Here is a 24,779-nt window from a genome sequence, read left to right on the forward strand (position 1 = left end):
GGGGTTGTGACATGTCGACCAAAGCTTCGGATCTGTTCGTCGAGTGCCTTGAAGAGGAAGGCGTCGAGTATGTCTTCGGCGTTCCGGGCGAGGAAAATCTCGACTTCCTGGACAGTCTGTCCCGCTCCACGAAGATCAAGCTGATTCTGACGCGCCACGAACAGGGCGCGGGTTTCATGGCCGCCACCTTCGGACGCCACACCGGCAAGGCGGGCGTCTGCGTCGCCACGCTGGGCCCGGGGGCCACCAACTTCGTGACCGCCTCGGCCTACGCCCAGCTGGGCGGCATGCCGATGATGATGATCACCGGCCAGAAGCCCATCAAGAAGTCCAAGCAGGGTCGATTCCAGATCCTCGACGTGGTCGACATGATGAAGCCGATCACGAAGTACACGCATCAGCTCGCCAGCGCCGACAACATCCCCAGCCGCATCCGCGAGGCTTTCCGCCTCGCACAGGAGGAGAAGCCGGGCGCCGTCCATCTCGAATTCCCCGAAGATATCGCCGACGAGCACACCGACTCGACGCCTCTGCCCAAGAGCAACGCCCGCCGCCCGGTCGCCGACGAGAAGGCGGTGCGCGCGGCCGCCAAGCGCATCGAGCAGGCCAAATCCCCCATCCTGGTCATCGGCGCCGGCGCCAACCGCACCATGACCAGCCGGATGCTGACCCAGTTCATCGAGAAGACGGGCATCCCCTTCGTCTCGACACAGCTCGGCAAGGGCGTGGTCGACGAGACCAATCCCCGCTTCATGGGCTGCGCCGCGCTGTCGGCCGGAGACTTCGTCCACCGCGCGATCGGCGCGGCCGACCTGATCGTCAACATCGGCCACGACGTGATCGAGAAGCCGCCCTTCTTCATGCAACGGGGCGGCGCCGAGGTGATTCACATCAACTTCCGGTCGGCGGAGGTCGATCCGGTCTACTTCCCGCAGTACGAGGTCATCGGCGACATCGGCAACGCCATCTGGCAGCTCAAGGAAGACATCCTGCCGTCGTCGAACTGGGACTTCACGGCCATGCTGGCGGCGCGCGCCGCCGAAGTCGAGCATACGGCCAAGTACGACAACGACATGCGCTTCCCGATCTACCCGCAGTATCTGGTGAAACAGATCCGCGAGGCGATGCCGGGCGACGGCATCATCTGTCTCGACAACGGCGTCTACAAGATCTGGTTCGCCCGCAACTATCCGGCCCGGATGGCCAACACGGTGCTGCTGGACAACGCGCTGGCCACCATGGGTGCGGGCCTGCCGTCGGCCATGGCCTCCAGCATGGTCTATCCCGACCGCAAGGTCATGGCGATCTGCGGCGACGGCGGCTTCATGATGAACAGCCAGGAGATGGAGACGGCCGTCCGGCTGAAGCTCAACATCACCGTGCTGATCCTGAACGACAACAGCTACGGCATGATCCGCTGGAAGCAGGCCAACATGGGCTTCAAGGACTGGGGCCTGACCTACGGCAACCCCGACTTCGTGGAATACGCCAAGAGCTACGGCGCCAACGGGTATCGGGTGGAGAGCGCCTCGCACCTGCCCGAACTGCTGAAGCAGTGCCTGAACACGCCGGGGGTGAATCTCATCGACTGCCCGGTCGACTATTCGGACAACGATCTCATCCTGAACCGTCAGATCAAGGAACTGAGCGCGGCGCTCTGAACGCGGCCGAGGAAGGACGAAGCACATGGCGGCCGCCCTCAGGGACTCCTACCCGCTCTACCTCGCCAACGAGGCCCAGACCCCGAACCTCGATCTCGAGGTGACGGACAAGTACACCGGCAAGGTGGCCACCCGCGTGGCGCTGGCCGACGCCCGGATCATCGACGCCGGCATCGCCGCGACGGTGGACGCCGCCGAGCCGATGGCGCGGATGCCGGCCTATGCGCGCCAGGAGGTGCTGGCCCACTGCGTCAAACGCTTCCAGGAGCGGTTCGACGAACTGGCCTACGCGCTCTGCATCGAGGCGGGCAAGCCGATCCGCGACGCCCGCGGCGAGGTCTCGCGCCTGATCGACACCTTCCGCATCGCCGCCGAGGAGAGCGTGCGGATGACGGGCGAGGTCCAGCCGCTGGACATCAGTCCCCGCGCCAAGGGCTACCAGGGAATCTGGAAGCGAGTACCGATCGGCCCCTGCTCGTTCATCAGCCCCTTCAACTTCCCGCTGAACCTGGCCGCCCACAAGATCGCGCCGGCCCTGGCCGTCGGTTGCCCGTTCGTGATGAAGCCGGCGTCGCGCACGCCGCTGGGCGCGATCATCATCGGCGAGATCCTGGCCGAGACCGACCTGCCCAAGGGCGCGTTCTCGATCCTGCCGGCCCAGCGCGACGGCGCCGACCTGTTCACCACCGACGAGCGGCTCAAGCTGCTTTCGTTCACCGGTTCGCCCGGCGTCGGCTGGGACCTGAAGGCCAAGGCCGGCAAAAAGAAGGTGGTGCTGGAACTGGGCGGCAACGCCGCCGTGATCGTCGACGCCGACACCGACCTGGACGACGCCGTCGAGCGGATCATCTTCGGCGCCTTCTACCAGTCGGGCCAGTCCTGCATCGGCGTGCAGCGGATCATCATCCACGCCGACATCTACGACGAACTGAGGGATCGCCTGGTGGCCAAGACCAGGACCCTGATCTCCGGCGACCCTCGCGAAGAGGCCACGTTCGTCGGCCCTATGATCGACGAAAAGGAGGCCCGCCGTCTCGACAGCTGGATCCAGGAGGCCGTGGGCGGCGGCGCGACGCTGCTCTGCGGCGGCAAGCGCGACGGCGCCATGCTGGACGCCACGCTGCTGGAGGGCGTCGACCGCACAGCGGCGCTCTACGCCGAAGAAGCCTTCGGACCCGTGGCGATCCTTTCGAAGTTCACCGACTTCAAGGACGCGATGGCCGAGGTCAACGATTCCAAGTTCGGCCTGCAGACGGGGGTCTTCACGCGCGATCTCTACAAGATGCTCGAAGCATGGGACCATCTCGACGTGGGGGGAGTCGTGATCGGCGACGTGCCCAGCTATCGGGTCGACAACATGCCGTACGGCGGGGTGAAGGATTCGGGCCTGGGACGCGAGGGCGTACGCTTCGCCATGGAGGACATGACGGAAATTCGCAATCTCGTCATCCGTCGCCGCTGAGCTTGCGTACTTACCTCGGGACGATGCGTGCGCTGCTTGGGGAGGCGGCTTGGTGTTGACGATCGCACAGATCACCGACCTCCACGTCACGACGGGGAAGGATCCGCTGAATCAACAGCGGAACGAAGAACGTCTTCGTCAGGTGATGCGGACAATCCACGAGCTGCGGCCGCGGCCGGTCGCCATCATCGCGAGCGGCGATCTGGTCGATCGCGGCGAGCCCGAAGAGTACCTCGAACTCCAGCGCCTGATGGCCGACTGCGAAATCCCGATCTACTACGCTGTCGGAAACCACGACAATCGCGAGGCCTTCCTGTCGATCTTCGGCGGGCCGGGCGCCCAGACCGACCCGAACGGCTTCGTTCAGTACGCCGTCGATTTCGGCCCCATGCGGCTGGTGGTTTGCGACACGCTGGACGGTCCCAACGACGGGGAATACTGCGAGGATCGCGCGGCCTGGCTGGCCGCCACCCTGGACGCCGAGCCCGACAAGCCGACCGCCGTCATCCTCCACCACCCGCCGATCCCCAGCGGAATCCAGTGGATGGACCCCGATCCGGATTCGCCCTGGATCGGTCGGCTCGCGCGCGTCCTCAAGGGGCGCGAGCAGGTGCAGACGATCATGTGCGGCCACATCCACCGGGCGTTCAACGGCGTGTTCGCCGGTCATGTGCTGTCCGCGGCGCCGGCCACGTCGATCCAGCTCACGCTCGACCTCACCGAGGTCGACGTCCATGTGCCGGACGGCCGGGAAATCCTGGTCGAGGAGCCGCCGGCCTTCGCGCTGCTGATGTGCCAGCACGGCAGCCTGACCACCCACATCTGCCAGGCCGGCGACTACACGCCCGCGGTGACCTATAATTTCCCTTTCCGGAAACTGGCCTGACCGATGGCGGCCACGGGCAAGCGCCAGGGCCTGATCAGCCGCCTGCTCGGGGTCGTCCAGGCGCTGCGCGAGCGCAGCGGCAAGGGGTTTGCGGACGTCGCCGTCGTCCTGATCGTGTCGGTCCTCGCCGCCGCGGCCGCGCTGGGCCTCAATCGCACCACGCCGATCCGGTTCGTCGAGAACCTGACCTACGACCTGCGGCTGGCGATGGGCGCGCCGGCGGCCCAGCCGGATTTCGTGATCATCAAGGTGGACGACGAGGCGCTGAACGCCATGCGCGAGGCCTCGCCCTGCCACTGCCTGTCGCCGATCGACAAGGTGTGGCTGGGGGAACTGCTGGCCGCCCTCGATTCCAAGGGCGTGAAGGCCATCGCCGTCGACTACCTGCTGGACACCTGGGATTCGCCCGAGGAGTTCGCGGCCTTCCAGGAGACGATCGCCGGCACCACGGCGCCGATCGTGGCGGCGGTGGACCCGCAACTCAGGCCGGGCGTCGATTTCCCGGTGGCGCCGAAGCTCCACTACGCCGACGCGCGGGCGCTGATGCGCGTGGACTACGACGACGTCGTGCGCCGGTACGACCCCCATCCCGGCCACAACCTGGCGCTCGCCACCCAGACCGGCGTGGTGGGCGCGGGCCTGAAGCCCCCGAAGGGCGACTTCGCCATCCGCTATCGGCGCCCGGACCCGAAGGTGTCGGCCGAGAACACCGGCGCCATCGCGCCGGCCTACTCCGCCGCCTTCGTGGCTTTCCTTCCCGAGGCCTTCTTCAAGGACAAGATCGCCTTCATCGGGCGCGTCACACGGTCGGCTTCGGCCGACTCCGACACGCTGAAGGAGGACATGCACACCACGCCCCTGCGCTTCCTGCGCGGCCACTACGACGGCACGCCGGGCGTCGAGGTGCATGTCCACGCCCTGTCGCAGATGCTGGCGGGCGACCGGGTTCGGACCCCGGGCCACATCCTGGACGCCCTGATCGTCCTGGCGGCGGCCCTGGGAGGCGCCCTCCTCGGCCGCTCGACCCAGAGATGGTGGATCTCGGTCGGCATCGTGCTGCTGGCCATCGTGGGCGGCGCGGCGCTGGCGTTCGGGCTCTACAGCTACGCTGCGATGATGATCCCGATGACGGCGCCGTCGCTGAGTTTCGCCTTCGGCTTCTTCGTCCTCAGCCGGCTGGCCGCCGCCGAGCTTCAGACCCAACGGGCCTTCTACTCCTCCACCCTCGAACGCTATCTCGCGCCCCAGGTGATCGACCGGATGGTCGATGGCCAGGAGCAGGTGAAGATCGGCGCCGAAGAGCGCGAGATCACCGTGATGATCTCGGACCTCGAGAATTTCTCGAACCTGGTGGCCAGCCTGCCGCTCGAGACCTTTTCGGAAGTCATCAACGAGTATTTCGACGGGGTGATCGACATCCTCTGGAAGCACGAGGCCATGATCGACAAGATGACCGGCGACGGCATCATCGCGATCTTCGGCGCGCCCGTGCCGTCCGACGACCATGCCGACCGCGCCATCGCCTGCGCCCGCGAGATCGACATCTACGCCCTGGAGATCCGCGAGCGCATGATCGCCCGGGGCATCCGGTTCGGCTACACGCGGATGGGCCTGTCCTCGGGCGTAGGCTTGGTCGGGAATTTCGGCGGCGAGCGGCGGTTCAACTACACGGCCTACGGCGAGGTGGTGGTGATCGCCGCGCGTCTGGAGGCGGCCAACAAGACCTTCGGCACCCGCATCCTCTTCAGTTCAGACACCCTCAAGCTGGCGAAGCGCGACGTTCCTATCGAGACCGTCGGCGAGATCGACCTCAAGGGCGTGCCGGTGCCGATCCCCGCCTACACGACACCGATCGACGAGAAGCCAGCGGACTGAGGCGCCCGCCTCCCCCTTGCCGTCTTGGGAAGCAAGAAGACCTGGCGTCGGCCAGACGCCCTGGCCTCGCCGTCTCCGCCCGATCAGCCGATCTTACGGCTCATCCACCGGGCTTCGGGCCCGTAGGACGCGACCTTACCGGCAAGAGCCCGTGAGACCGGCGCCTCACGGAATCCGAGTGAACGCCAGTAGCGGCCTGCGCCCTCGACGGCGATCAGTTCCGCCGCCGGGAGCCCGTCGTCCGCCGCCCGCTCGAAGGCGTGCGCAACCAGCGCCTCCCCGATCTTCAGGCCACGTCCCGCGGGCGAGACGGCCAGATCCTGAATGTACAGAACCTCGCTGGGGCCGTCGGACAGGACGGAGCCCAGGGCGGGCGGCGCCCGGGCGGGCCACCCGTGGGCGATCAGATAGGCGATCAACTGGCCGTCGCGCGTCGCCGCAAGACAGTACGAGGCCGCGAGCCGGAGACGGCTGGCGAACATCGCCTCGCCCTCGCGCAGAGATGGCGGATAGGCCTCGGCCTCGATCCGCAGCATGTCGGCCACATCTGCGAGCGCCAGAGGGCGGATCGAAACGCCTGGGGATGGATGACTCATCTCGGGGCGACCTCACGCCGAGGCGGCGGGCGGGTCAAGCTTCTCGGCGACGCGGCCAGGACGGGCCGATGCGGGGGGCTACCGGGTCGCCTGCTGCACCGGGCGTGGCCCAAGCCAGGCGGTCATGTCGACGGTGTCGTTCACCCGATAGGGCCGGCCCCAGCGATCGGTGAAGAAGCGCTCCATCTCGGCCCGGTTGAAGGGGCGCGAGCCCAGGCGGCCGAAGATGGCCATCTGATAGCCGCTCTCGTCCACCGCCCGGTCGCGGTCCAGCCCCTTGGAGAGAGCCAGCGCCGGCGACGGCGTCTTTCGCCAGGCGATCAGCTCGGGCTTGGGCGCCGGCGAGAAGCCGTAGAAGTTGGGCTGGCTGGAGGGGCTGGTGAGTTGGAGCACCTTCATCCCGTTCCGGCCGTCGGCGACGTAGGCGAACAGCGACGCGTTGGTCGAGGCGACCACCACGTCCTGCGCGTCGTTCAGCGTCCCCTGCGCGTCGTACTTCTGATAAAGGCGCGGCCGCTCCGGATTCTTGACATCCACGATCACCAGGCCGTCGCGGCCCGCCGCGACATAGGCGTAGGTGCGGGCCACGTAGACCCGGCGCGCATCGACCAGCGGCGTCGTGGCGCCCTCAATCAGCCGGGGCTGGTCGAGGCGGGTGACGTCGAGCACTTCCAGGCCGCGGGCCGTGGTGACCCAGAGGTAGCGGAACTGGAGCGCCGAGGCGCGCGCGTCGGGCAGGGTCACCGTGGTGACGTGGCGGGGCCTGAGCGGATCGTTCAGGTCCACCACCACCAGGCCGGCCTCGGCGGCGACATAGGCGTAGTGGCCGCCCAGGGTGACGTGCCGCGCGCCCTTCAGCACATTGCCCGGGTTCCAGGTGACGGCGCGCTTGAGCCGGTTGTTGCGCGGCTCCCCATCGGCCAGCGTGTCGACGTTCACGAGGATCAGGCCTTCCTCGAAGTCCGTGACCACGGCGTAGGAATACAGCGGGTGGAACTTCTGCTCCTGGTTGGCGTCCAGGAGGCTGACGTCGGCGCCCGTCGCCAGGTCCTTCACCATCATCGTCTGCATCGCCTGGTTCCGCAGCGGCGCGATCGGCTGGTTGGTGGCCAGCGCCATGCAGGTCGCGTTCTTCGACGGCACCTGGGTGTCGTGGCCCAGGGGCGAGAACGGCGCCGAGATCACGCGCTGGGAGACACCCTTGTTGGAGATGCTGGCCACGTCGAGAACGCGGAAGCCGCCCTTCCCTTCGGCCAGGAACATGTACTCGCCGCGAAGCTGGAGGCAGCTGGCCGCACCCGACGTCCGGTGGTGGACGTTGGCGATCTCTTCGATGCTTTCCTCTTCCCCGCCCGACAGGCCCTTGGCGAACGCCTTCCCGCGCACCCAGTCCTTCAGCTCGCGCTTATTCTGGTCGACGTGGGCCTTGTAGAAGTCGGGGTAGGCGTAGCGATGCAGATAGCTGCCGAACACCGCCTGCGGCTCGCTCCATTCCGAGACCCGAACCGCCTCGATCCCACCTTCCAGGCCGACCCAGGCGTTCTGGCCGATGAAGTTCACGAAGTTGGTCCCGAGCAGCAGGAGCTGGGCCATGATCGCGTTGTTGTCGTTCGCCGCTGAGACGTGACAATCGCTGCACGTCTTGGTCTCGGTGGTCCGCACCGTGTGCGGGAAGTGCGGCGCGAACGCCTGGCTCGAGAAGCCCGACGCCGAGATCGGCGGCTGCTGGACGTAGATCCGCTCGCGGTTGACGTTGGTCGACGACAGCACCAGGGCCGACGAGGAACGGATCGGCGCGATGGTCGAGCCCTTCGTCGTCTGGTGCTTGCCGAGCTGGTACATGTCGTCGCGCGCGACCTGGGGATTGTAGGTCGCGTAGTTGCGGGTCTGCTCGCCCTCGTACTTGTGGGTCGTGGTCTTCCAGTTCGCCTCGATCGGCAGGTGGCAGCCGGCGCACGCCGTGGTCCACGAGGTGTGGCAGGCGAAGCACTCCATCTCCTCGTCGTTGTGGGCCAGGTCGCCCGCGGCCACGCCCGGCCCCCACGAGAACGGCCGCCCGTCCTGGCCGATCTTCGACATCAGCTTGGCGCGCGCCGACTTGGCGTTGAAGTCGGGCGAGGTGCTGTCGACCGTGTCCTTCGTCAGCTTGATCCGCCACTCCAGCTTGGGGTCCAGCAGCGACCGCTGGATCAGCACCTGGCGACCGTCGCGCTCGAGCCATTCGAACCGGCGCTGACCGTCGGGGTTGCGCAGCAGGCTGAGGTCGTTGCCGTTGGGATCGGCGGCCGGCCCGGACGTGCGCAGGGTCGGATAGGCCTGGGACGTGCCGTGGCAGTCCTTGCAGCGGATCTCCACCGCATTGGCCACCTCGCCGTAGATCAGTCCGGTGCCGTGGCTGTCGTTCGAGAAGTGGCAGTCGGCGCACTGCATCCCCTTCTCGGCGTGGATGTCCATCATGTGGACCGCCTTGCCGGGGGCGTTCTGACCGACCGGCGTGAAGTCCGGCGCGCCCTCGCGGTGGAACTTCTCGGGGTCGTCGTTGGCGATGATCGCGCCGTCCTTGTCGAGCAGGTTGCCGTCGCGATCGCGCTTGAAGATGGCGCGGAAGTTCCAGCCGTGGCCGTGGTAGTCGGCGAACTGGGTGTCCTTCAGCTTGCGGTTCAGGCCGAAGACGTTGCGCAGGAAATCGAGGTCGGCCCACTTGCCCCGCGGCGCGGCGCCTTCGGGGTTGCGGTTGAGCACCTTCCGCATCTCGGCGCTGGTCGGATACGCCTGCTTCTCGGGCCACATGTGCGGCGCGTCGGCCTCGTAGTCCCACATGGTGTAGCCGAGGTAGGTGTTCACGAACATGTTCGGCTGGTGCATGTGGCAGTTCATGCACTGGGCCGTCGGGATCGCCCGGGTGAACACGTGCTTGATCGGGTGGCCCGGCTCGCCCTTGGGGATCGTCGGATCGGCCTGGTGGCTCTCGCCGTCACGGCCGTACTGGGCCCAGGTCAGGCTGGCGTGCGGCTGGCGGTTGTTGGCGTAGACCACGTGGCACGAGGCGCAGCCCGACGAGCGGTAGTCGCCCGGCTGGTCGTTGGTGCCCATGAACCAGGTGAAGGGGTCGTTCAGGCGGGTCTTGTGGATGTTCAGCAGCGGGATCGCCGCGCGCAGCCCGGTGCCCGGACCGCGGTTCGACTGGCGGATGTCGGGCCGGCCCGGCTCCTCCAGGCGCTGAATCTGTCCCAGCGCGTTGGGCAGGCCCACCTCGGCGAACTGGCTGTTGATGTTGCGACCGCCGCGCTCGAACACGCGGAAGACGTCGCCCGGCGGCGTCACCTGCCACGTCGGCAGCGGATAGAGCGTCGGCAGCGCGCCGCGCTGGGCCTGTTCGCGCGTCACCGTTCCCGGCGGAGTTCCGGGCGACAGCAGCCGGGCCGGCTCGCCGTGGTGGGTGTAGGCCTCGCCCAGGAGGTAGTTTTTGAACGGCAGGATGCCGTTGTTGTACGACGCCCCGCCGAACAGCATGGCGCCCGTGGCCATCAACGACCGCTCGGCCCGCTCGATCACCTCCATGTGGCAGGCGCCGCAAGCCTGGCGCGCCACCCGGTAGTCGGAGGGGTTCACGAAGCGCACGAACTCGGGCGCCTCCTTGTTGAGGAGCGTGTAGCTCACCTTCGGATTGGCCGAACTGGGGAAGTTCCAGCTCTGGGGATACTTCGGCAGCACGTGCGCCTTGTCGCGCAGGGCGGCGTACTGCGGCGCGGTCTTCTCCAGCCCCGCCGGGGCGATCACCTTCGCATCGCCGCCGTGGCACGACACGCAGCCCAGCTTCACCGCCGGCGACAGGTGCATTGTCTTGGCGTCGCTGCCGGTGTGGCACGAGACGCAGCCCTGGCTGTCGGCGTCCACTTCCGCGTCGGTCATCGAGAACTTGGCCGCCGGCGCGGTGACATAGGTGCGCTTGACCGGCTTTTCGCCTTCCGCGGCCTTCAGGGACAGGGGCGCGAGCATGGTCAGCGCGACAAACGCCCCCATTCGCAGCCATTTCATCCCGGATTTCAGCATCTTGGCCCTAGAAGGTCAGAATCGCGTTGAGAAGGATGGAATAGTATCGCTTGTTCCGCTCGCTGTTGGCGAACAGGTCTTCGAAACCCTTGCCCGGATCGAACACGGCGCCCGAGGCCCGGATCACGATGTTCTGCGTCATCTTGGGTCGCCAGATCGTCGAGACGGACGCGTCCCAGCCCAGGGACTTCGGAATCGAACCTTCCTGACGCAGCGCCTGGACGATGGCGGTGTCGGCCATCGCCAGGTGGTTCACGTTGGTGGTCAGCCGCAGTTCGGGCGTCAGGTCGAAATCGGCGCCGCCGCCCAGCAGGACGGTGCCCGGATTGTTGAAGTTGGATTGTCCCTCTTCCTTCGACGACCGCAGGCTGTTCAACACGCCGTTGCGCCCGTTCACACCGATCACCCGGCCGCCGCCCGCAAAGGGGATCGTCTGGCGGATCCAGTAGCTGGTGTCGGACCCCGCGAACTGCGGGTTCTCGAAGATGGCGTCGAAGCCCTTCTCGCGGTTGTCGTAGGGGTCGCCGTCACCCGACGCATACAGGCCCTGGAGCCGGAAGCGGGCCCAGGAGAAGTCGATGGAGGGTTCGGCCGCCAGGAAGTAGCTGCGGATCTGCGCCTTGCGGCCGGTGAAGATGTTGTTCCGGCTCTCGCCGAACGCATAGTAGGCCGAAGCGGTCAGGTTGATCCGCCCGATCCGGCCGTCGGCGTTGTAGCCCAGGTAGGTGACGTCGTACTCCCGCCCCCGCAGGTTTCCGATCAGCGCCGGCCGGACCGGAAAGCCGTTCTCGTCGATCTGGATGTCGTTGGCTTCGCGGTTGCGGTTGTGGATCACCGTCACCTGCGAGGTCATGCCCGGGAACGGCAGGTCCTGGCGGTAGAGGTTGGCGATGGCGACATAGTCGTCGCGCGGGGTCTGCGTCAGATCGTTCAGGCCCGAGTTGGTGTCCTTCTCGACCCGCTGGAACAGCGCCAGATTGTACTGGAAGCGGTTGTTGTCGCGGTTGCCGAACAGGCGGACGCCGAGCTGGTTGTCCTGGAACAGGAAACCACGGAAGTCGCTGGAGAACGGCTGAATGCCCACACGGAGGGAATCGAAGTCGTAGCGGTCCGACACGTTCGTCAGGTGCTTGTCGACGAACAGCTCCTGGACGCCGATGAACGCGTCCCGACGGTGCGACTTCTTGCTGGGCTCGACATGAAGCACCCGGCGTTCGGGCACGTCGACGTAGTTGTACTGCCCGGCCAGCGCGATACGGAACTCCAGGTCCGGCGGCTTGTAGGCGGTGGACCCCTTGATCAGCGCGGCGCCGACGATGAACGTCTGGGCCAGAACCAGGCTGGTGTCCTTGCCGAACACGTCGATGCTGCCCGGCCGCTCGGTCGTCTGCACGCCCACGGGGATGGGGAAGGTGCGCGGCTCGACCACCGTGTCGGAGATTCCGGTCAGGGCGAAGAACCAGTCGTGCGTCCCCTTGATGGGGATGTCGCCCTTCAGGAAGTTCTGATGGTAGGGATCCCACCAGCGCGGCGTCGTCACGCCCAGAGCGCCGGCCAGGCGCCAACGGTCGGGAACGGGCAGTTCGTCGCGCGGAAAGGCCTCGGGCGGCGGCGCCCGGACGGCGCCCGGATTGTCCTGCGTGATCGGCGCGGGATAGGTCTGGACCCGGCCTGGCCGCCGGCGGCCGTCCAGCGGCGCGCCGTCGGCCGGAGCGGGTTCAACCGAGGTTGCGGGCTGGGCGGACGCAGCGGCGGAGGGCTCCTGCGCTGCGGCGTCCCGTGCGTTGAGATCGACCGAAGCGACTGCAAGCTCGACGACCGGAGCCTGAGCCAGAATGTCGTCGATGGTGAGAGGCGGCGCGGCGCCCCCGTCCCCGGTCGAGATCGACGCCAGGACGTCGTCGATGCTCTGCGGCCCCGCCGATGCAGCCTGGGCCTGACCCGCGAGGGTCGCGACCGCGGTCAGGGCGAGGAACGGGACCGAGCGCATGCCTATTTCCCCTGGCACACGTTCTGTTCGGACGTATCGAGGAAGGGCGCGAACGGGCACCCCACGTAGCGCAGCCGGGTCTGGGTGGGCCCCGCAAGAATCTGGTCGGCCCGGATGGCCGTCGGGGCGTTGCCGATCCCGCCCACCTTCAGGCCGCCGTTGTGGAGCCCAAGAAACGAGATCATGTCGTCCTGGTCGATCCCGTCGCCCGAAACGCCGATCGAACCCACCAGGCGACCGCCGCGATAGATCGGCACCGATCCCGAGAAGATCTGAAGGCCGTTCTGCAGGCGATTCTGTCCGGGCGCCGGCTCGGGCAGGAACGTACAGCGCTGCGGCGTGTCGGTCGCGCTGGCGCCTGTGACGAACTGCAGGTGCTGTCCGATGTTGCTCAGCACCAGCGCGGACTGGAGCCCAGTGGACAGCGGGCTCCACTCGGTGATGGGGCGCGACAGGGGTCCGTTCGGCCGTCCGACTTCACCGTCCGGGAAGAACGGTCGCGCGAGGTTCCCGATCGACTTGGCGGCGAAGGCGGTCTGGCCGGTCAATGCAGTCGCCGAGGGCAGGAAGTCCCGAACCTTCTGCACGAAACCGCGGACGTCCGCGCTGGGATCGGCCAGGAGGTCGGACGCTGCGGCGGTTCCCGACAGCAAGGCCGTCGTGCGCGCCTTCTGCACCGAGACATCGATGCCGAAGACCGGCGCGTCCGGCGACCGGACGATGCCCAGGATCTGGCCGCGGCTGTCCACGACGGAGATCGAGACCTGGGCGCGGCTGTCCAGCGGGCGGCGGATCTGCGCCCGCGCCCGGCTCATCACGGTGAAGGCCTCTTCGAGGACCACCCTCACCTCGGTGGCCGAAAGCGGTGTCAGGCCATCGGCGGCGTCGGTGCCGCCCCGGATCGGAAAGCGCCCCTGTCCGGCCCCGTCGGTCAGCACCATGGCGCCGGCGATCGAGAACTCCGCGGTGCTGGCCAGCCGAAGGCCGGACGCCTCGGTCCCGTAGGCCTGGCCAGCCAGGGCGCCTGCGCCGGAGTAATAGCCCGTCACCGGCGTGAAGACCCCGGTCCCCGCCGGCAGGCTCGCGAACGCGGGCGCGCTGCTGGGCGTGGTGCGCAGGGTTCCCGAACTGGCGTCGCTGAAACGAAGGGTCGTCCCGTCAACCGATACGCGCTCGGCGCGGATGTCCTCGGGCGCCGCGAACGCGGTGGCCCCGGCGAAGGCGATCGCCTCCTCGGCGTCGTCGTCCACGTCGAGGATGTTGGTGTCGAACCCGTAATCGCCGTCCGCGGCGACGCCCACGCCGCCCACGAGCACGCCGTTCTTGTAGAGCGGGAAGCCGCCCGGGTCCGCCGACAGCCCCAGGGGCGAGCGGCGCGGCCCCACCACGGTCGTCGCGGTCCGTGTGACCACATCCGAACACGGCAACTGCGAGAACTGCACGCCGAACAGCGGTCCGCCCTCGAGTCCGACCGTCGTCGGCGCGGGCGGAAAATGCTCCTGCACGATCTGACTGGCCGTCCGGGTCGAGAACGCGTTGCCCCCGGACGAGAGGTAGGCGCCCGTGACGGCCTTGGCGATCGCGGCGGCGGCGGCCGGCACGGCCGCGCCCTGGACGTCGCGATTCACGCCTGTCGGCCCGGCGCGCAGCGTGGCCGTCCCGCGGGCGCCCGTCATCGAATAGACCGCCAGCACGTTGCCGACGCGGTCGGTGACCGCGATGACGGCCGGGAGGTTGCGCGCGCGGGCTTCCGCGATCGCCTGGGCCAGCACCTGCTGGACGTCGGCCGAGGTCAGGGCCTGAGCGTCCGGCAGAGTGTAGAGCGGCGCGCTCGGCGGCGGATTCGTGGGCGGAGGAGGCGTTCCGCCGCCCCCGCTGCTTCCTCCACCGCCGCCCCCGCCGCAGGCCGTCAATGCCAACGCGGCCGAGAACACGGCCCAACGACGCACGCTCATCTGAGCGACCTCGCACCTTGAGCGACCTGGGTCAGCGCGGCGCGGAAGGCCTCAGGTCGATAGCTGTTGGGATCGCGGACCTGGGCGTAGGCCCGGTCCAGGCTGGGCCGAATGCGGGCCACGGCGGCGCGGTCGGCCTGACCCGAGGCCACCAGGGCGTTCAGCAGCGTGTCCGCCGCCATCACCGCCTGCGCGCTTCCGGCGTAGTCGGTGTACCTGCGGGCCAGTTCGCCCGCGAGCACCGTGTCGACGATGGCCAGCGTTTCCGCCCGCGAGAACGCCCGGGCGGCGAAGGCGTCGGAAAGCGCACGCGAGGTGGCCGCAAGCTTGGCCGCCGCCCGCAGCGATTCGGCCCGGTCGCGGGCGATCGCGGAATGGAACGCGCGGGAATCGGCTTCCAGACGCGCCGCCAGACCCGGCGCCACGACCTTCGCCGCGGCGGCCAGCATGATCATGTTCTCGTCGTTGAACGGCGGCGAACCGGACGGAATCGGCCTGCCGGGGTTGGCCTGCCACTGGGGACGCGCCTTGGGATCGTCCGAAATCTGGCGGTGGCAGCTGTGGCAGTCGAAGAAGAGCAGTTCGGGGAACGCGCCCCGGTTGCGGCCCGGCTCGCCGTAGAGCGTCAGCGCGCGCTCCAGCGCCATGGCCTGGCCGACGGCCCAGGTCTTCACGCCGCCCGCATAGCCCTTGCGCTGCACATAGTCGGCGTCGACGTCCCAGTGCTGCTGGAGGGTCGAGAACAGATCGAGTTCGAACGCCACCCGCGGGTGGCCTGCGGCCATGATCTCGTGACTGACGAACTGTCCGGGTTTCGAGCCGCTGAAGTGGCAGTCGAGGCAGACGCCGGCGCGAACCTTGGGATTCTCCAGAGCCTTCATCCCGCGCGCCACATTGTCCGCGTGCGTGCCGCCGACCGCCCGGTGGCTGGCCAGCCAGTTGCGCGAACCGCCGTGGCAGGCCTCGCAGCCGACGCCGTCGGAAAGCTGGAACCGCGCGCCCCGGAGGCCGGGAGGCGCCGGGTCCGCGTGGCAACCCAGGCACTGGTTCGCCACCCCCTCGGGGCCCAGGCCCATCTTGCGGATGATCGCCTGGCCACGAGCCTCGTAGAGCACACGGTAGGCGCGGCTGTGCGCGCCCGCCACGCTGGAGGGGTCCTGCCAGGTGATGAGTTCGTTCTGGCGGACGTTCACGCCCGAATCGACCTGGCGGCTGTGGCAGGTCGAACCGGCGCAGGACGCCACGCCTTCATGCACCGCAGCCGACGCCGACGAACCGGGCGCGGCCGTGGCGTTACGCGTCATTCCTACGCCGAGAACACACGCAGCCAGGGCTGCGGCGACGCAAAGCGCGCCGATAACTCGCGACGCTCGTGCTCCCCCCATAGGCTCTCCCCCGGCGCACTCGGCGCAGTCTTAGCCGTCTCGCTTCGGCTTCGGTAGCCCGAATAAGGCGCATTCCCGCCAAAAGACTCGGCCGGCGCCCGCTTCCGCAGCATCCTCGCTTGTCGGGAGTGGGCGCTTAACAACATGTTACGCGGACGGTAAGACGGCTCGACACCGTGTTGTGGGGGGATTTGGGTATGGCTAAGGCTCGCGGAGCGCTGCGTCGCGCCGGCCTGGCGCCGCGAATCGCCCTTCTCGCCTTCGCCGGCACGGCGCTCACGCCGCCCGCCTTCGCCCAGGCGCAACCGCCGCCGTCACAGCCCGCCCCGGGCGCGCCCACCCCCGGCGTGACAGCCGCCGAACTCGACCCCTCCACCCGCGTCTCCCGGCCGCCGCCGCCACGCGCCGGCAGCGCCTTCGCGCCCGAACCCCCAGGCCCCTGCCCGCTCGAATCCTCGGACGTCCAGGTCAACCTCAGTTCGGTCACCTTTCGCGGCGTGACGGCCCTCGACGACGACGAACTGCGCGCCGCCTACGCCGAATATCTGGGCCGCAGCCAGCCGGTCTCGGTCGTCTGCGCCATTCGCGATCGCGCCGCCCGGATCATCTTCGATCGCGGCGTCCTGGCTCGCGTCGAGATCCCCGAGCAGCGAATCAGCGGCGGCGCGCTGGTGCTGGAAGTGATCGAGGCGCATGTGGTCAACGTCCGCGTCCGCGGCGACGTCGGCCCCGTACAGGAGACCATCGAGCGTTACGCCGAGAAGCTCCGCGGGATGAAGCCGTTCGACATGGCGCGGGCCCAACGCTACCTGCTGCTCGCCTCCGACACGCCCGGCGTGCGGGTGCGCGCCGCGATACGGCCTTCCTCCAGTCCGGAGCGGGGGGCGGTGGACATCGACCTCACCGTGGCGCGCGACGGACCGACGGCGTTCGCCAACGTCCAGAACACGGGATCGAAGGCGGTCGGGCGCTGGGGCGGCCTGCTCCGCGCGGAATTCGCGGGCTTCACCCCCTATGGCGAGAGCACGGCGCTGACCGTCTTCCATACGCTCGACTCGAAGGAGCAATGGCTGGTCCAGCTCGCCGAGACCGCGCGGTTCGGCTCCGAGGGTCTGGTGGGCCGCGCATCCATCACCTACGGCCAGAGCGAGCCCGGCGGCGCGCTCGCGCCCGTCGATCTCCAAAGCAAGTCGCTGGTGGGCAATATCGAGGCGGCCTATCCGCTGCTGAGGTCGCGGAACCGGAATCTCTATCTGGCCGGCGGCCTGGACGTCGTCGACCAGAAGACGGACTTCGGCGGCGTGACGCGGCTCAGCCACGACCAGCTCAGGGTGGTCTACGCGCGCGCCGACGGCGACTATCGCACGGAGCTGTCGGGTCGGCCGCTGCTGCTGCGCGGGGGCGCGACGCTCCGCAAGGGCCTCTCGATCCTGGGTGGCAGCGACAGCGGCGATGTGTTGCTGAGCCGCTTTGCGGGCAAGCCCGACGCCTGGGTGCTGAAGGCCCAGGGCGGCGCCGATATCGTGCTGGGCGAGCGTCTCACCGGCATGTTCCGCGGCCAGGCCCAGTATTCCGACAGCGTTCTCCTGCCCTATGAGCAGATTTCGGTGGGCGGGCTGACGGTCGGCCGCGGCTACGATCCGGCCGCCGCCCTGGGCGACAAGGGCCTCTCCGGCGCGTTCGAGCTGCGCTACGGCCCCCACCAGCTGCATCCGAAGGTCCAGGCCGCGCCCTATGCGTTCTTCGATGCGGGATATGTGGTCAACAACAAGACCTCCGTCACCCTGGCCGAGAAGGATCGCACGCTCACGTCCGTGGGCGCCGGGGTGATCTTCCGCCTGTTCAACCGCGCCAACCTCGAAGTGACCTACGCGCACCCGCTGGACGCCACCCGGCCCGGCGGTCCGCGCCGCGGCGATCGTGTCCTCATCCAGCTTACGGCGAGCCTGCTATGATGCGCAGGGGAGTAACGATGCCGACGACGCCCCGATCCGCCGCATCGTCGGCCCGACGCCGGCTTCTCCTGGCGCGCACGGCGCTTTGCGGCGTCCTCGCCAGCGCCAACACCCTCGCGCCGACGCCGGCGGCGGCGCTGCCGGTCGGCGGCCTGCCCGATGTCAATCCGGGCGGCGGCCTGCCTACGATCGTGACGGGCGAAACGCGGATCGACGTCACGCTCAACGCGCCCCGCACGGTGTTGAGCTGGAGCAGCTTCGACGTCTTCCCGAACGAGACCGTCAGCTTCAACTTCGCATCGCGGGACGGCGTCGTCCTCAACCGGATCACGGGGCTGGCGGCCTCGAAGATCGAAGGCGTGGTCGAGGGTCGGGTCGGCGGCGCCTATGGCGGCAATATCTGGTTCGCGTCCCAGAGCAGCATCATCTTCGGCCGCGGCGCACAGATCGACGCGGGCAGCATCCTGGTTTCGCTCGGCACGCCCGACACCTCGACGTTCCTCGATCCGTCCAACACCCTGTTTTCGTTCAAGGGCGGCGATGTCCTGCCCGGGGCGAGGCTCTGGGTCCTCTCCGACGCCAAGGTCACCGCGCACGGCGGCGTGGCGGCCTTCACCGGCCCCACCATCGTCACGCGCGCCAACGCCCTGGTGTCCGCGCCGGACGGCAGCGTGCTGTACGGCGCGGCCGACAGCTACCAGCTCCGACTGGCTCCGGGCACGGGGGGCGATTTCGACCTCGTCGACTTCATCGTGCCGAGCGCCGGCGACGGTTCGAACGACCGCCTGCTGATCGATCTGGCCGGCGCGACGCGCGCGAACACGGTCTTCGTCGCGGCGGTCAACCCCACCACGGCGACCAAGGCCGTGGTGAACCTCGAAGGCATGATCACCGCCACCGCCGCGAAGGCCGAGGGCGGCGACATCGTGCTATCCGGGGGCGGCGGCATCTCCAACCGCCTGCCGGGAGAAAGCCTCGCCGGCGCCGGCGAGACCGAGATCTTCCTGAACCAGGCCAGCGCGTCGCGCGACCTGAATGTCCGCAACGTGGGTCCGGTCAGCCCGCGGCCCTGGCTGCGCCCCCTCGAGGAGCTCAAGGACCCGACCACCCTCCGGGAGGACACCGATCCCGATTTCTGCGAACTCCGCGGAGACTGCCCCGGCAACGGGTTCGGCAACGGCAACGGCTTCGGCAACGGGTTCATGGCGCCGATGGAATCGGTGGTCCTGGACAACGCCCTGGTCGCCGCGCTGTTCGACCCGACGGCGATCTCGGCCATCTCGACGGGCCGGGACGTCCGGATCGCCGCCACCGCCAGCATCGAACTGGGCCGGGTCACCGCCAATCGGGACGTCTCGATCACCGGCGCCTCGGTGGACGCCAACGGCCTCGTCGCCGCGGGCGCGCTCAACGTCGCCTCGACGGAAGGCGACATCCTCCTGGCCGGTGTCGGCGTCACGCGCGAGGGCGCCATATCGGCCAAGACCGATGTCCAGATCGGGGCCGTGACGGCGCCGCTCAGCCTGAACGTGACGGCCGGGCGCGACATCGTGCTCGGCGAAGGCGACTCGTCGGTCTCCGGCGTCATCTCGCTCACGGCGCCGCAGAATGTCACCGTGAACCTGGCCTCGGCGCGGATCGACAGCATCACCGCGGGCGCCAACGTCAATCTGCGCGGCGGCGCCCTGGAGGTGAACACCGTCACGGCGCCGAAGGTGAACGGCCAGGCCGAAAGCCTGAAGCTGGGCGCGGTGACGACGTCGGGCGACCTCTACATCGTCTCCACCAACGGCGACGCCGCGGTGGGGTCGGCCACCGCCGGCGACGACATCTACATCCTGGCCACCAACGGCACGGCCTCGCTCGGCGAAGCCACCCTCACCGGAACCGCGCCGGACGAAGTGGGCGTCGGATTCGTGGGCAATCCGGATGCGGCCGGGAACGGTCGGGTGGTCCACGTGGAATCGTCGAACCTGGACGCCCGGCTGGGGCTGGGGACCGGCGGCGTGACCGGCGCCACGGCGGTGACGGTCAGGGCCGGCCAGGACGCCATCGTGGAGGTGGTGCGCGAAACGCCGGGCCTCGTTTCGGTCGTCGCGGCCCGCGACGCCACCCTGCGGGCGCCCACCGTCCGGCTGGACTCGGTGACAGCCGGGCGCGACCTCTCGCTCGGCAGCACCACGGGCGACTTCGAGCTGACCACGGCGCTCTCGGCCGTCCGCAACATCTCGGTGAGCGCCGCGGGCGCCCTACGTCTCGGCGACGTCCGCGCCGACTCGGGCTCGGTCACGCTCACGGGCGCCAGCGTGACGGCGGGCGCCGTCTCGGCCAGCGAGGACCTGACGCTGCGAGCGCTCAGCGGCAGTGTGACGACGACCAGCTATCGGACCGGCCGCGACCTGATCCTGCAGGGAACCAGCCTGTCGCTCGGTTCAGCCATCGCGCCGGTTGTTCGCGATCTTTCAATCACATCTCTCGGAAATTTCACCTCGACGGCGCCTCTCTCGGCGGGACGTGACGTCACGATCGACGTGGCCGGCAAGGCGACGCTGGCGCAGACGACCGCCGCCGGGACGGTCCGCATCGCCGCGGGCGATCTCGACCTGACCGGACTGGTCACCGCCCCGCGCATCCAGATCGAGTCCCGTAGCGGCGCGATCACGGTCGGGGGAGCCGCGGGCGGCGCCGGCGGGTTCGTGCTCGACAACAACGACTTCGGCCAGCTGCGCGCGTCCGACGAGGTGAGAGTCTACGCCGGCCTCACGACCGGCGGTTCGCGGGGCGACCTCACCCTGCTGGACCTGACCGTCGATCCGTCCGCGACGCCGCGGGTCACCTTCCTGGTGGGCTCGTCGAACGTCGCCCGCGTGAACGGGTTGGCCGCCCCTTCGTCCAACGGCGGCGTCCTGCGGATCGGCGATGCGGCGGACCTCAACTGGCGCCCCGATTCCATCCTGATCACGGGGGGGCTGGGCGCCGCGACCTATCAGCGCGGGAATTACACCAACATCCGCGCCTTCGACGAGGTGCGGCTGGCGGCGCGCGAAGACATCCTGATGGGGTCGCCACGCTTCATCTCCCTCATCCAGAGCACGCCGGTCGAGGGAATCGACCTCGCCGCCGGCATGCCGGCCGGGGTGGCTCCGCAGGGCGCCGAACTGCTCAAGGTCTATGTCTCCGCCGGCCGCCTCGAAGTGTCGGCCGAGAACAAGGTCGTCCAGCAGAACGCCGCGCCCTCGGGCACGGCGCAGTCCGTCGGCCTCTTCTTCACAGGCCAGTTCCGACCGGCCCTGATCATCGATCCGCCCAGGGTGGTGGAGCTGTGGGGGGCGTTCGCCGGCCCCGACGGCCGCACGCTCACCGGACCGGACGCGAACGACGCCCTGACTTTCGTGGTCCTCGACGCGTCCGGCGTCGAGATCTCCAAGCCCGATGGCGCGGCCTATCGCTTCAACAGCTGTGACGTGGGCACATCGATGTGTCCCCTGCTCGCCTCGGGCGGCTCGGGCGACGGCGGTGCGGGCCTCAACGACGGCGTTCTGAGAATTCGGGACGCCCTGTCCGGAGAGAACGATCTCACGGCTGACGGCCTGCTGGACGCCATCTCGTCCGAAAACCTGATCAACCCGCCAGTCATCCTGGGGGTGGCGTCCCCCAGCCCGGACGAGATCGTGACCGACCCCGTGACGACGGGCGCGGGCAGTGAAGAGATCTGGCGCAAGCGTAGGCAGAAGAAATGACCGGCACGAGCTTCGCCCCTACGCCGACGGCCCTCAGCCCGACGGCCCCGACTCTCCTGGGCGCGGTCCTGAGCGCCGTCGCCATTGTCGCGATCCTGCCGACGCCGGTCGGGGCCCAGACGCGGGCCGACCTGATCCCGTTGGGCCAGAGCGCCGCCAGCGGCGCCGTCTGCCAGGCGGTGCGCGACTACGACGACCCCGCCGTGCAGGCGGCCGGACGGCGGACCTGGAACATCCGCTGCCGCGGGTGGGAAGGCAGCCTCGGTCGCCTCTATGTCATGCCTCGCGCCGACGACGCCCAGGTGGTGGAATCGGCGCTGGCCGCACGCGCGTCCTGCGAAGCCGGCAAGGTCGAGGACCTCCCCGGCCTGGGCGCCATCACCCGTCGGGCCTGCCGGAGCGTCGCGGGCCAGGCGCCCTACCTCGCCTATGCGTCCGAGCGGCGCGGCGGATATTACGCGGCCGAAGGCCCCGCCCAGATCGCCGACATCCTGGAGACCGGGCTCAAGGTCGTCGCCGGAGCCATCAAGGCGCCCGCCGCCTCCGACCTGCAGACGTCAGCCGCCAGCGCCGAAATCGCAGCCGACTTCGGTGGCGCCACCGGCGGCCTGGCCCGTTCGCAGGCGGCGGCGGCCACCGACCCCTCGCGCCTGAGGGCGCGCGCCTACGTCCAGAACAACGAATGGCGGTTCGAGCAGGCCGAGACCGACTTCCAGGCCCTCGTCGCCGACGCCCAGGCCCGCCGGGCCCCTCCGGCCGAACAGGCCGAGGCGCTGCTCAACCTGGCGCTGAACGTGTCCAACAACGGCCGCTTCGCCGAAGCCGACCGTCATTTCCGCGAGGCCGAGCCGCTGGTCGCCGCCGCCAACGATCCCTTCCTCGCCTCCCAGGCCCGGACCTATCGCGCCCTGCACCTGCGCAACGCGGGCCGCTTCGCCCAGGCGGTGGAGGCCGGCCAGGCCGCCCTGAACGCCAACCAGGCCGTTCGCACGGCCCAGGGGCTGGGCCCCACAGGGCCCGTGGCGACGCGCGAGGACGGCGGCGACGTGGCCATCGGCGCCGAACTGTCCCAGGCCCTGAATCGTCGCCCGGCCGGCCGCGACATCCTGGGGGGCAGCCGCGTCTCGCTGTCCGACCGCCTCGCCGTCCAGGACGCCCAGGCGCTGGAGGTGGTGGGATCCTCCCTGGCCGCGCAGGGCGATGACGCCGGCGCCCGGGCTGCGCTCAACCGCGCCTCCGCCCTGCTCACGGGCGCCGAGGCCAGCGGCGCGCTCAACATCTGGCTCCGCGCGCGGATCGAGGCCGATCTCGCCGAACTCGACCTGGACGACGGCCAGCCTGCCCGCGCCGTCGCCCGGTATCAGGGCGCCATCCGCACGGTCAGGCTCCGGCATGCCGGAACCGCCGCCGAAGGCGGCCTGCTCCTGGACCTGGGCCGCGCCCAGATCGCCGCGGGGCAGGAAGAGGCCGCGCTGGCCTCGTACGCCCGCGCCTTCGAACTGTTCCAGCAGCAGCGCGGCGCCCTCGGCGCTTCGGCCGACGACGCGGCGCCCTATTTCGATCTGCTGCTGCGTCGCATCAAATCCGACCCCGGCCGGTCCGACGACTACAAGGCGCGTTTCTTCAACGCCGCCTCCAGCGTGGCTTCGAACGCCACGGCCCAGACGGTGTCCAAGCTGGCCGCCCGCGTCGCCTCGGGCGACAGCGCCGTCACGGGCCTGGTCCGCGCGCTGGAGGACACGCGGCGCGAACTGCGCGTCGTCGAGGCCCAGATCGCCGGCCTCCAGCCGGGCGACGCGGCCAATCGCGACCGCGCCGATCTGGAAGCCCGCCTCGCCTCGCTCCAGCAGCAGGCCGACGGACTGGAAGCTCAGCTCCTGGCCGCCAACCCGCGCTACGCCCAACTCGTGTCTTCCCAGGCCGCCCTGCCCGATCTCCAGAAGGCGCTGGGGGCTCAGGAGGTGTACGTCAAGATCCTGCTGCTCGACGATCGCGGCTACGGACTTCTCGTTTCTCCTACGAAAGCAGAGCCTTACGCGATCGATTTCAACCGGGGAACGGCCGGCGCCTCGGTGCGCCGCCTGCGCGCGCCGTTCGAGGCCGAAGACACCCTGCCCCCGTTCGACGTCGTCGAGGCCTATCGGCTGTTCCAGGGGTTGTTCGGTCCCGTGGCCGCCGACGTCATGGCCGCCCGCCACCTGATCTACGAGCCCGACGGCGCGCTGATCGCATTGCCGGTGGCGGCCCTCGTGACCTCCGACCCCACCGCCGCGGTCGCTGGGGCCGGACGGACGGGCGAAGCCGACTATCGCAAGGTGGCCTGGCTGGGGGCGAAGGTGGACTCCGCCCTGGTCCTCTCGGCGGCCAGCTTCCTGCAGTCGCGCGCCTTCGCGCCCTCGCAGGCCCGCCAGAGCTTCCTGGGCTTCGCCGATCCGCTCACGCCCGGCCGGGCCGACACCCGCGCCTACTCGTCGGTCGTGCGCCGCGGCGTCAGCCTGCGCAGCGAGCGCGACATCTCCGACATCTGCGAGAACACGCGTCTGGCGCTGCTGCAGATGCCGCCGCTGCCCGACACCGCCGACGAGGTCCGGGCGGTGAGCGCCAGCATCGGCGGGGCCAGCGACGCGCATATCGTCGTCGGCGGAGCCTTCACCGACGACTCCCTGCGGGCCCGGAACGACCTTTCCGACTACAAGGTGCTCTACTTCGCCACCCACGGCCTGCTTCCCCAGCCCTCGGCCTGCCTGCCGGAACCTGCGCTCATGACCTCGGTCGGCCTGGGCGATTCGGACGGGCTGCTCGACACCAGCGAGATCCTGGACCTGAAGCTGGACGCCGACCTCGTGGTGCTGTCGGCCTGCGACACCGGCGGTGCGGGCGCCGACCCCTCCGCCACCGGGCTGCAAGGCGGCGGCGAAGCCCTGGGCGGTCTTACCCGCGCGGTGATCTACGCCGGCGGCCGTTCGCTCATCGTTTCGCACTGGTCGGTGGACTCTGTGGCCACCGTGAAGCTGATGACGGGCATGTTCTCGGCCGATGCGACGTCGCAGGCCCAGGCGCTCACTCGTTCCCAGCTCGCGTTGCAACAGGACCCCGAGTTCTCGCACCCGTACTACTGGGCGCCCTTCACGATCGTCGGCGACGGCTCCCGACCGCTCCCGACGGCCGGCGGGACGGCGGACTGAGTCCTGGCGCCGGCGGGCGCCGGGACCGTGAGCGCG

General features: G+C 69.3%; 12 protein-coding genes. 7 read left to right on the forward strand and 5 right to left on the reverse strand.

What is annotated here, in order from left to right; genetic code table 11:
* The first annotated feature begins 11 nt into the window (after positions 1-11).
* The 4 genes from ABS78_RS01460 to ABS78_RS01475 are packed head-to-tail and all read left to right on the forward strand — an operon-like array spanning position 12 to position 5,884.
* Positions 12-1,661, forward strand: coding sequence for an acetolactate synthase large subunit (locus tag ABS78_RS01460; protein WP_293374155.1), 1,650 nt, complete (start codon positions 12-14; stop codon positions 1,659-1,661).
* Between the two features lie 25 nt (positions 1,662-1,686).
* Entirely contained in the window at positions 1,687-3,123 is a 1,437-nt protein-coding gene (locus tag ABS78_RS01465; RefSeq protein ID WP_293374157.1) for an aldehyde dehydrogenase family protein, read from the forward strand.
* Positions 3,124-3,175: 52 nt separating this feature from the next.
* Positions 3,176-4,009, forward strand: coding sequence for a phosphodiesterase (locus ABS78_RS01470; RefSeq protein ID WP_293374159.1), 834 nt, complete (start codon positions 3,176-3,178; stop codon positions 4,007-4,009).
* 3 nt (positions 4,010-4,012) lie between these two features.
* On the forward strand, positions 4,013-5,884 hold the full coding sequence (locus ABS78_RS01475; RefSeq protein WP_293374161.1) for an adenylate/guanylate cyclase domain-containing protein: 1,872 nt from the start codon (positions 4,013-4,015) through the stop codon (positions 5,882-5,884).
* A gap of 83 nt (positions 5,885-5,967) precedes the next feature.
* Here the strand turns inward: ABS78_RS01475 and ABS78_RS01480 are convergent, their stop codons facing one another.
* The 5 genes from ABS78_RS01480 to ABS78_RS01500 form a co-directional block, all read right to left on the reverse strand.
* Positions 5,968-6,480, reverse strand: a complete 513-nt coding sequence (locus ABS78_RS01480) for a GNAT family N-acetyltransferase (protein WP_293374163.1) — start codon at positions 6,478-6,480, stop codon at positions 5,968-5,970.
* Between the two features lie 78 nt (positions 6,481-6,558).
* Complete coding sequence (locus tag ABS78_RS01485) at positions 6,559-10,518, reverse strand: hypothetical protein (RefSeq protein WP_293374165.1); 3,960 nt, start codon at positions 10,516-10,518, stop codon at positions 6,559-6,561.
* A gap of 22 nt (positions 10,519-10,540) precedes the next feature.
* The gene (locus ABS78_RS01490) at positions 10,541-12,523 is read right to left on the reverse strand and encodes a hypothetical protein (protein ID WP_293374167.1); all 1,983 of its coding nucleotides are present in this window, start codon (positions 12,521-12,523) and stop codon (positions 10,541-10,543) included.
* Positions 12,524-12,525: 2 nt separating this feature from the next.
* Positions 12,526-14,478 (reverse strand): heme-binding protein, encoded by a 1,953-nt coding sequence (locus ABS78_RS01495; protein WP_293374169.1) that lies wholly within the window; start codon positions 14,476-14,478, stop codon positions 12,526-12,528.
* Positions 14,475-15,782 carry a multiheme c-type cytochrome gene (locus ABS78_RS01500; protein WP_293374171.1) on the reverse strand — a complete coding sequence of 436 codons (1,308 nt, stop codon included), beginning with the start codon at positions 15,780-15,782 and terminating at the stop codon, positions 14,475-14,477. The genes ABS78_RS01495 and ABS78_RS01500 overlap by 4 nt, the downstream gene beginning before the upstream one ends.
* A gap of 278 nt (positions 15,783-16,060) precedes the next feature.
* Between ABS78_RS01500 and ABS78_RS01505 the strand changes: the two genes are divergently transcribed.
* From ABS78_RS01505 to ABS78_RS01515, 3 genes are read left to right on the forward strand one after another with little or no spacing between them, the layout of a single operon-like run.
* A complete protein-coding gene (locus tag ABS78_RS01505) occupies positions 16,061-17,818 on the forward strand; it encodes a ShlB/FhaC/HecB family hemolysin secretion/activation protein (RefSeq protein WP_293374173.1) in 1,758 nt (585 codons plus the stop codon).
* Positions 17,819-17,835: 17 nt separating this feature from the next.
* Positions 17,836-21,558, forward strand: coding sequence for a filamentous hemagglutinin N-terminal domain-containing protein (locus tag ABS78_RS01510; RefSeq protein WP_293374175.1), 3,723 nt, complete (start codon positions 17,836-17,838; stop codon positions 21,556-21,558).
* Positions 21,555-24,743, forward strand: coding sequence for a CHAT domain-containing protein (locus tag ABS78_RS01515; protein WP_293374177.1), 3,189 nt, complete (start codon positions 21,555-21,557; stop codon positions 24,741-24,743). Before ABS78_RS01510 ends, ABS78_RS01515 begins: the two co-directional genes overlap by 4 nt.
* The last annotated feature ends 36 nt before the right edge of the window (positions 24,744-24,779 follow it).

It is taken from the genome of Phenylobacterium sp. SCN 70-31, assembly GCF_001724605.1.
In the GTDB taxonomy this organism is placed as follows: Bacteria; Pseudomonadota; Alphaproteobacteria; order Caulobacterales; family Caulobacteraceae; genus Phenylobacterium.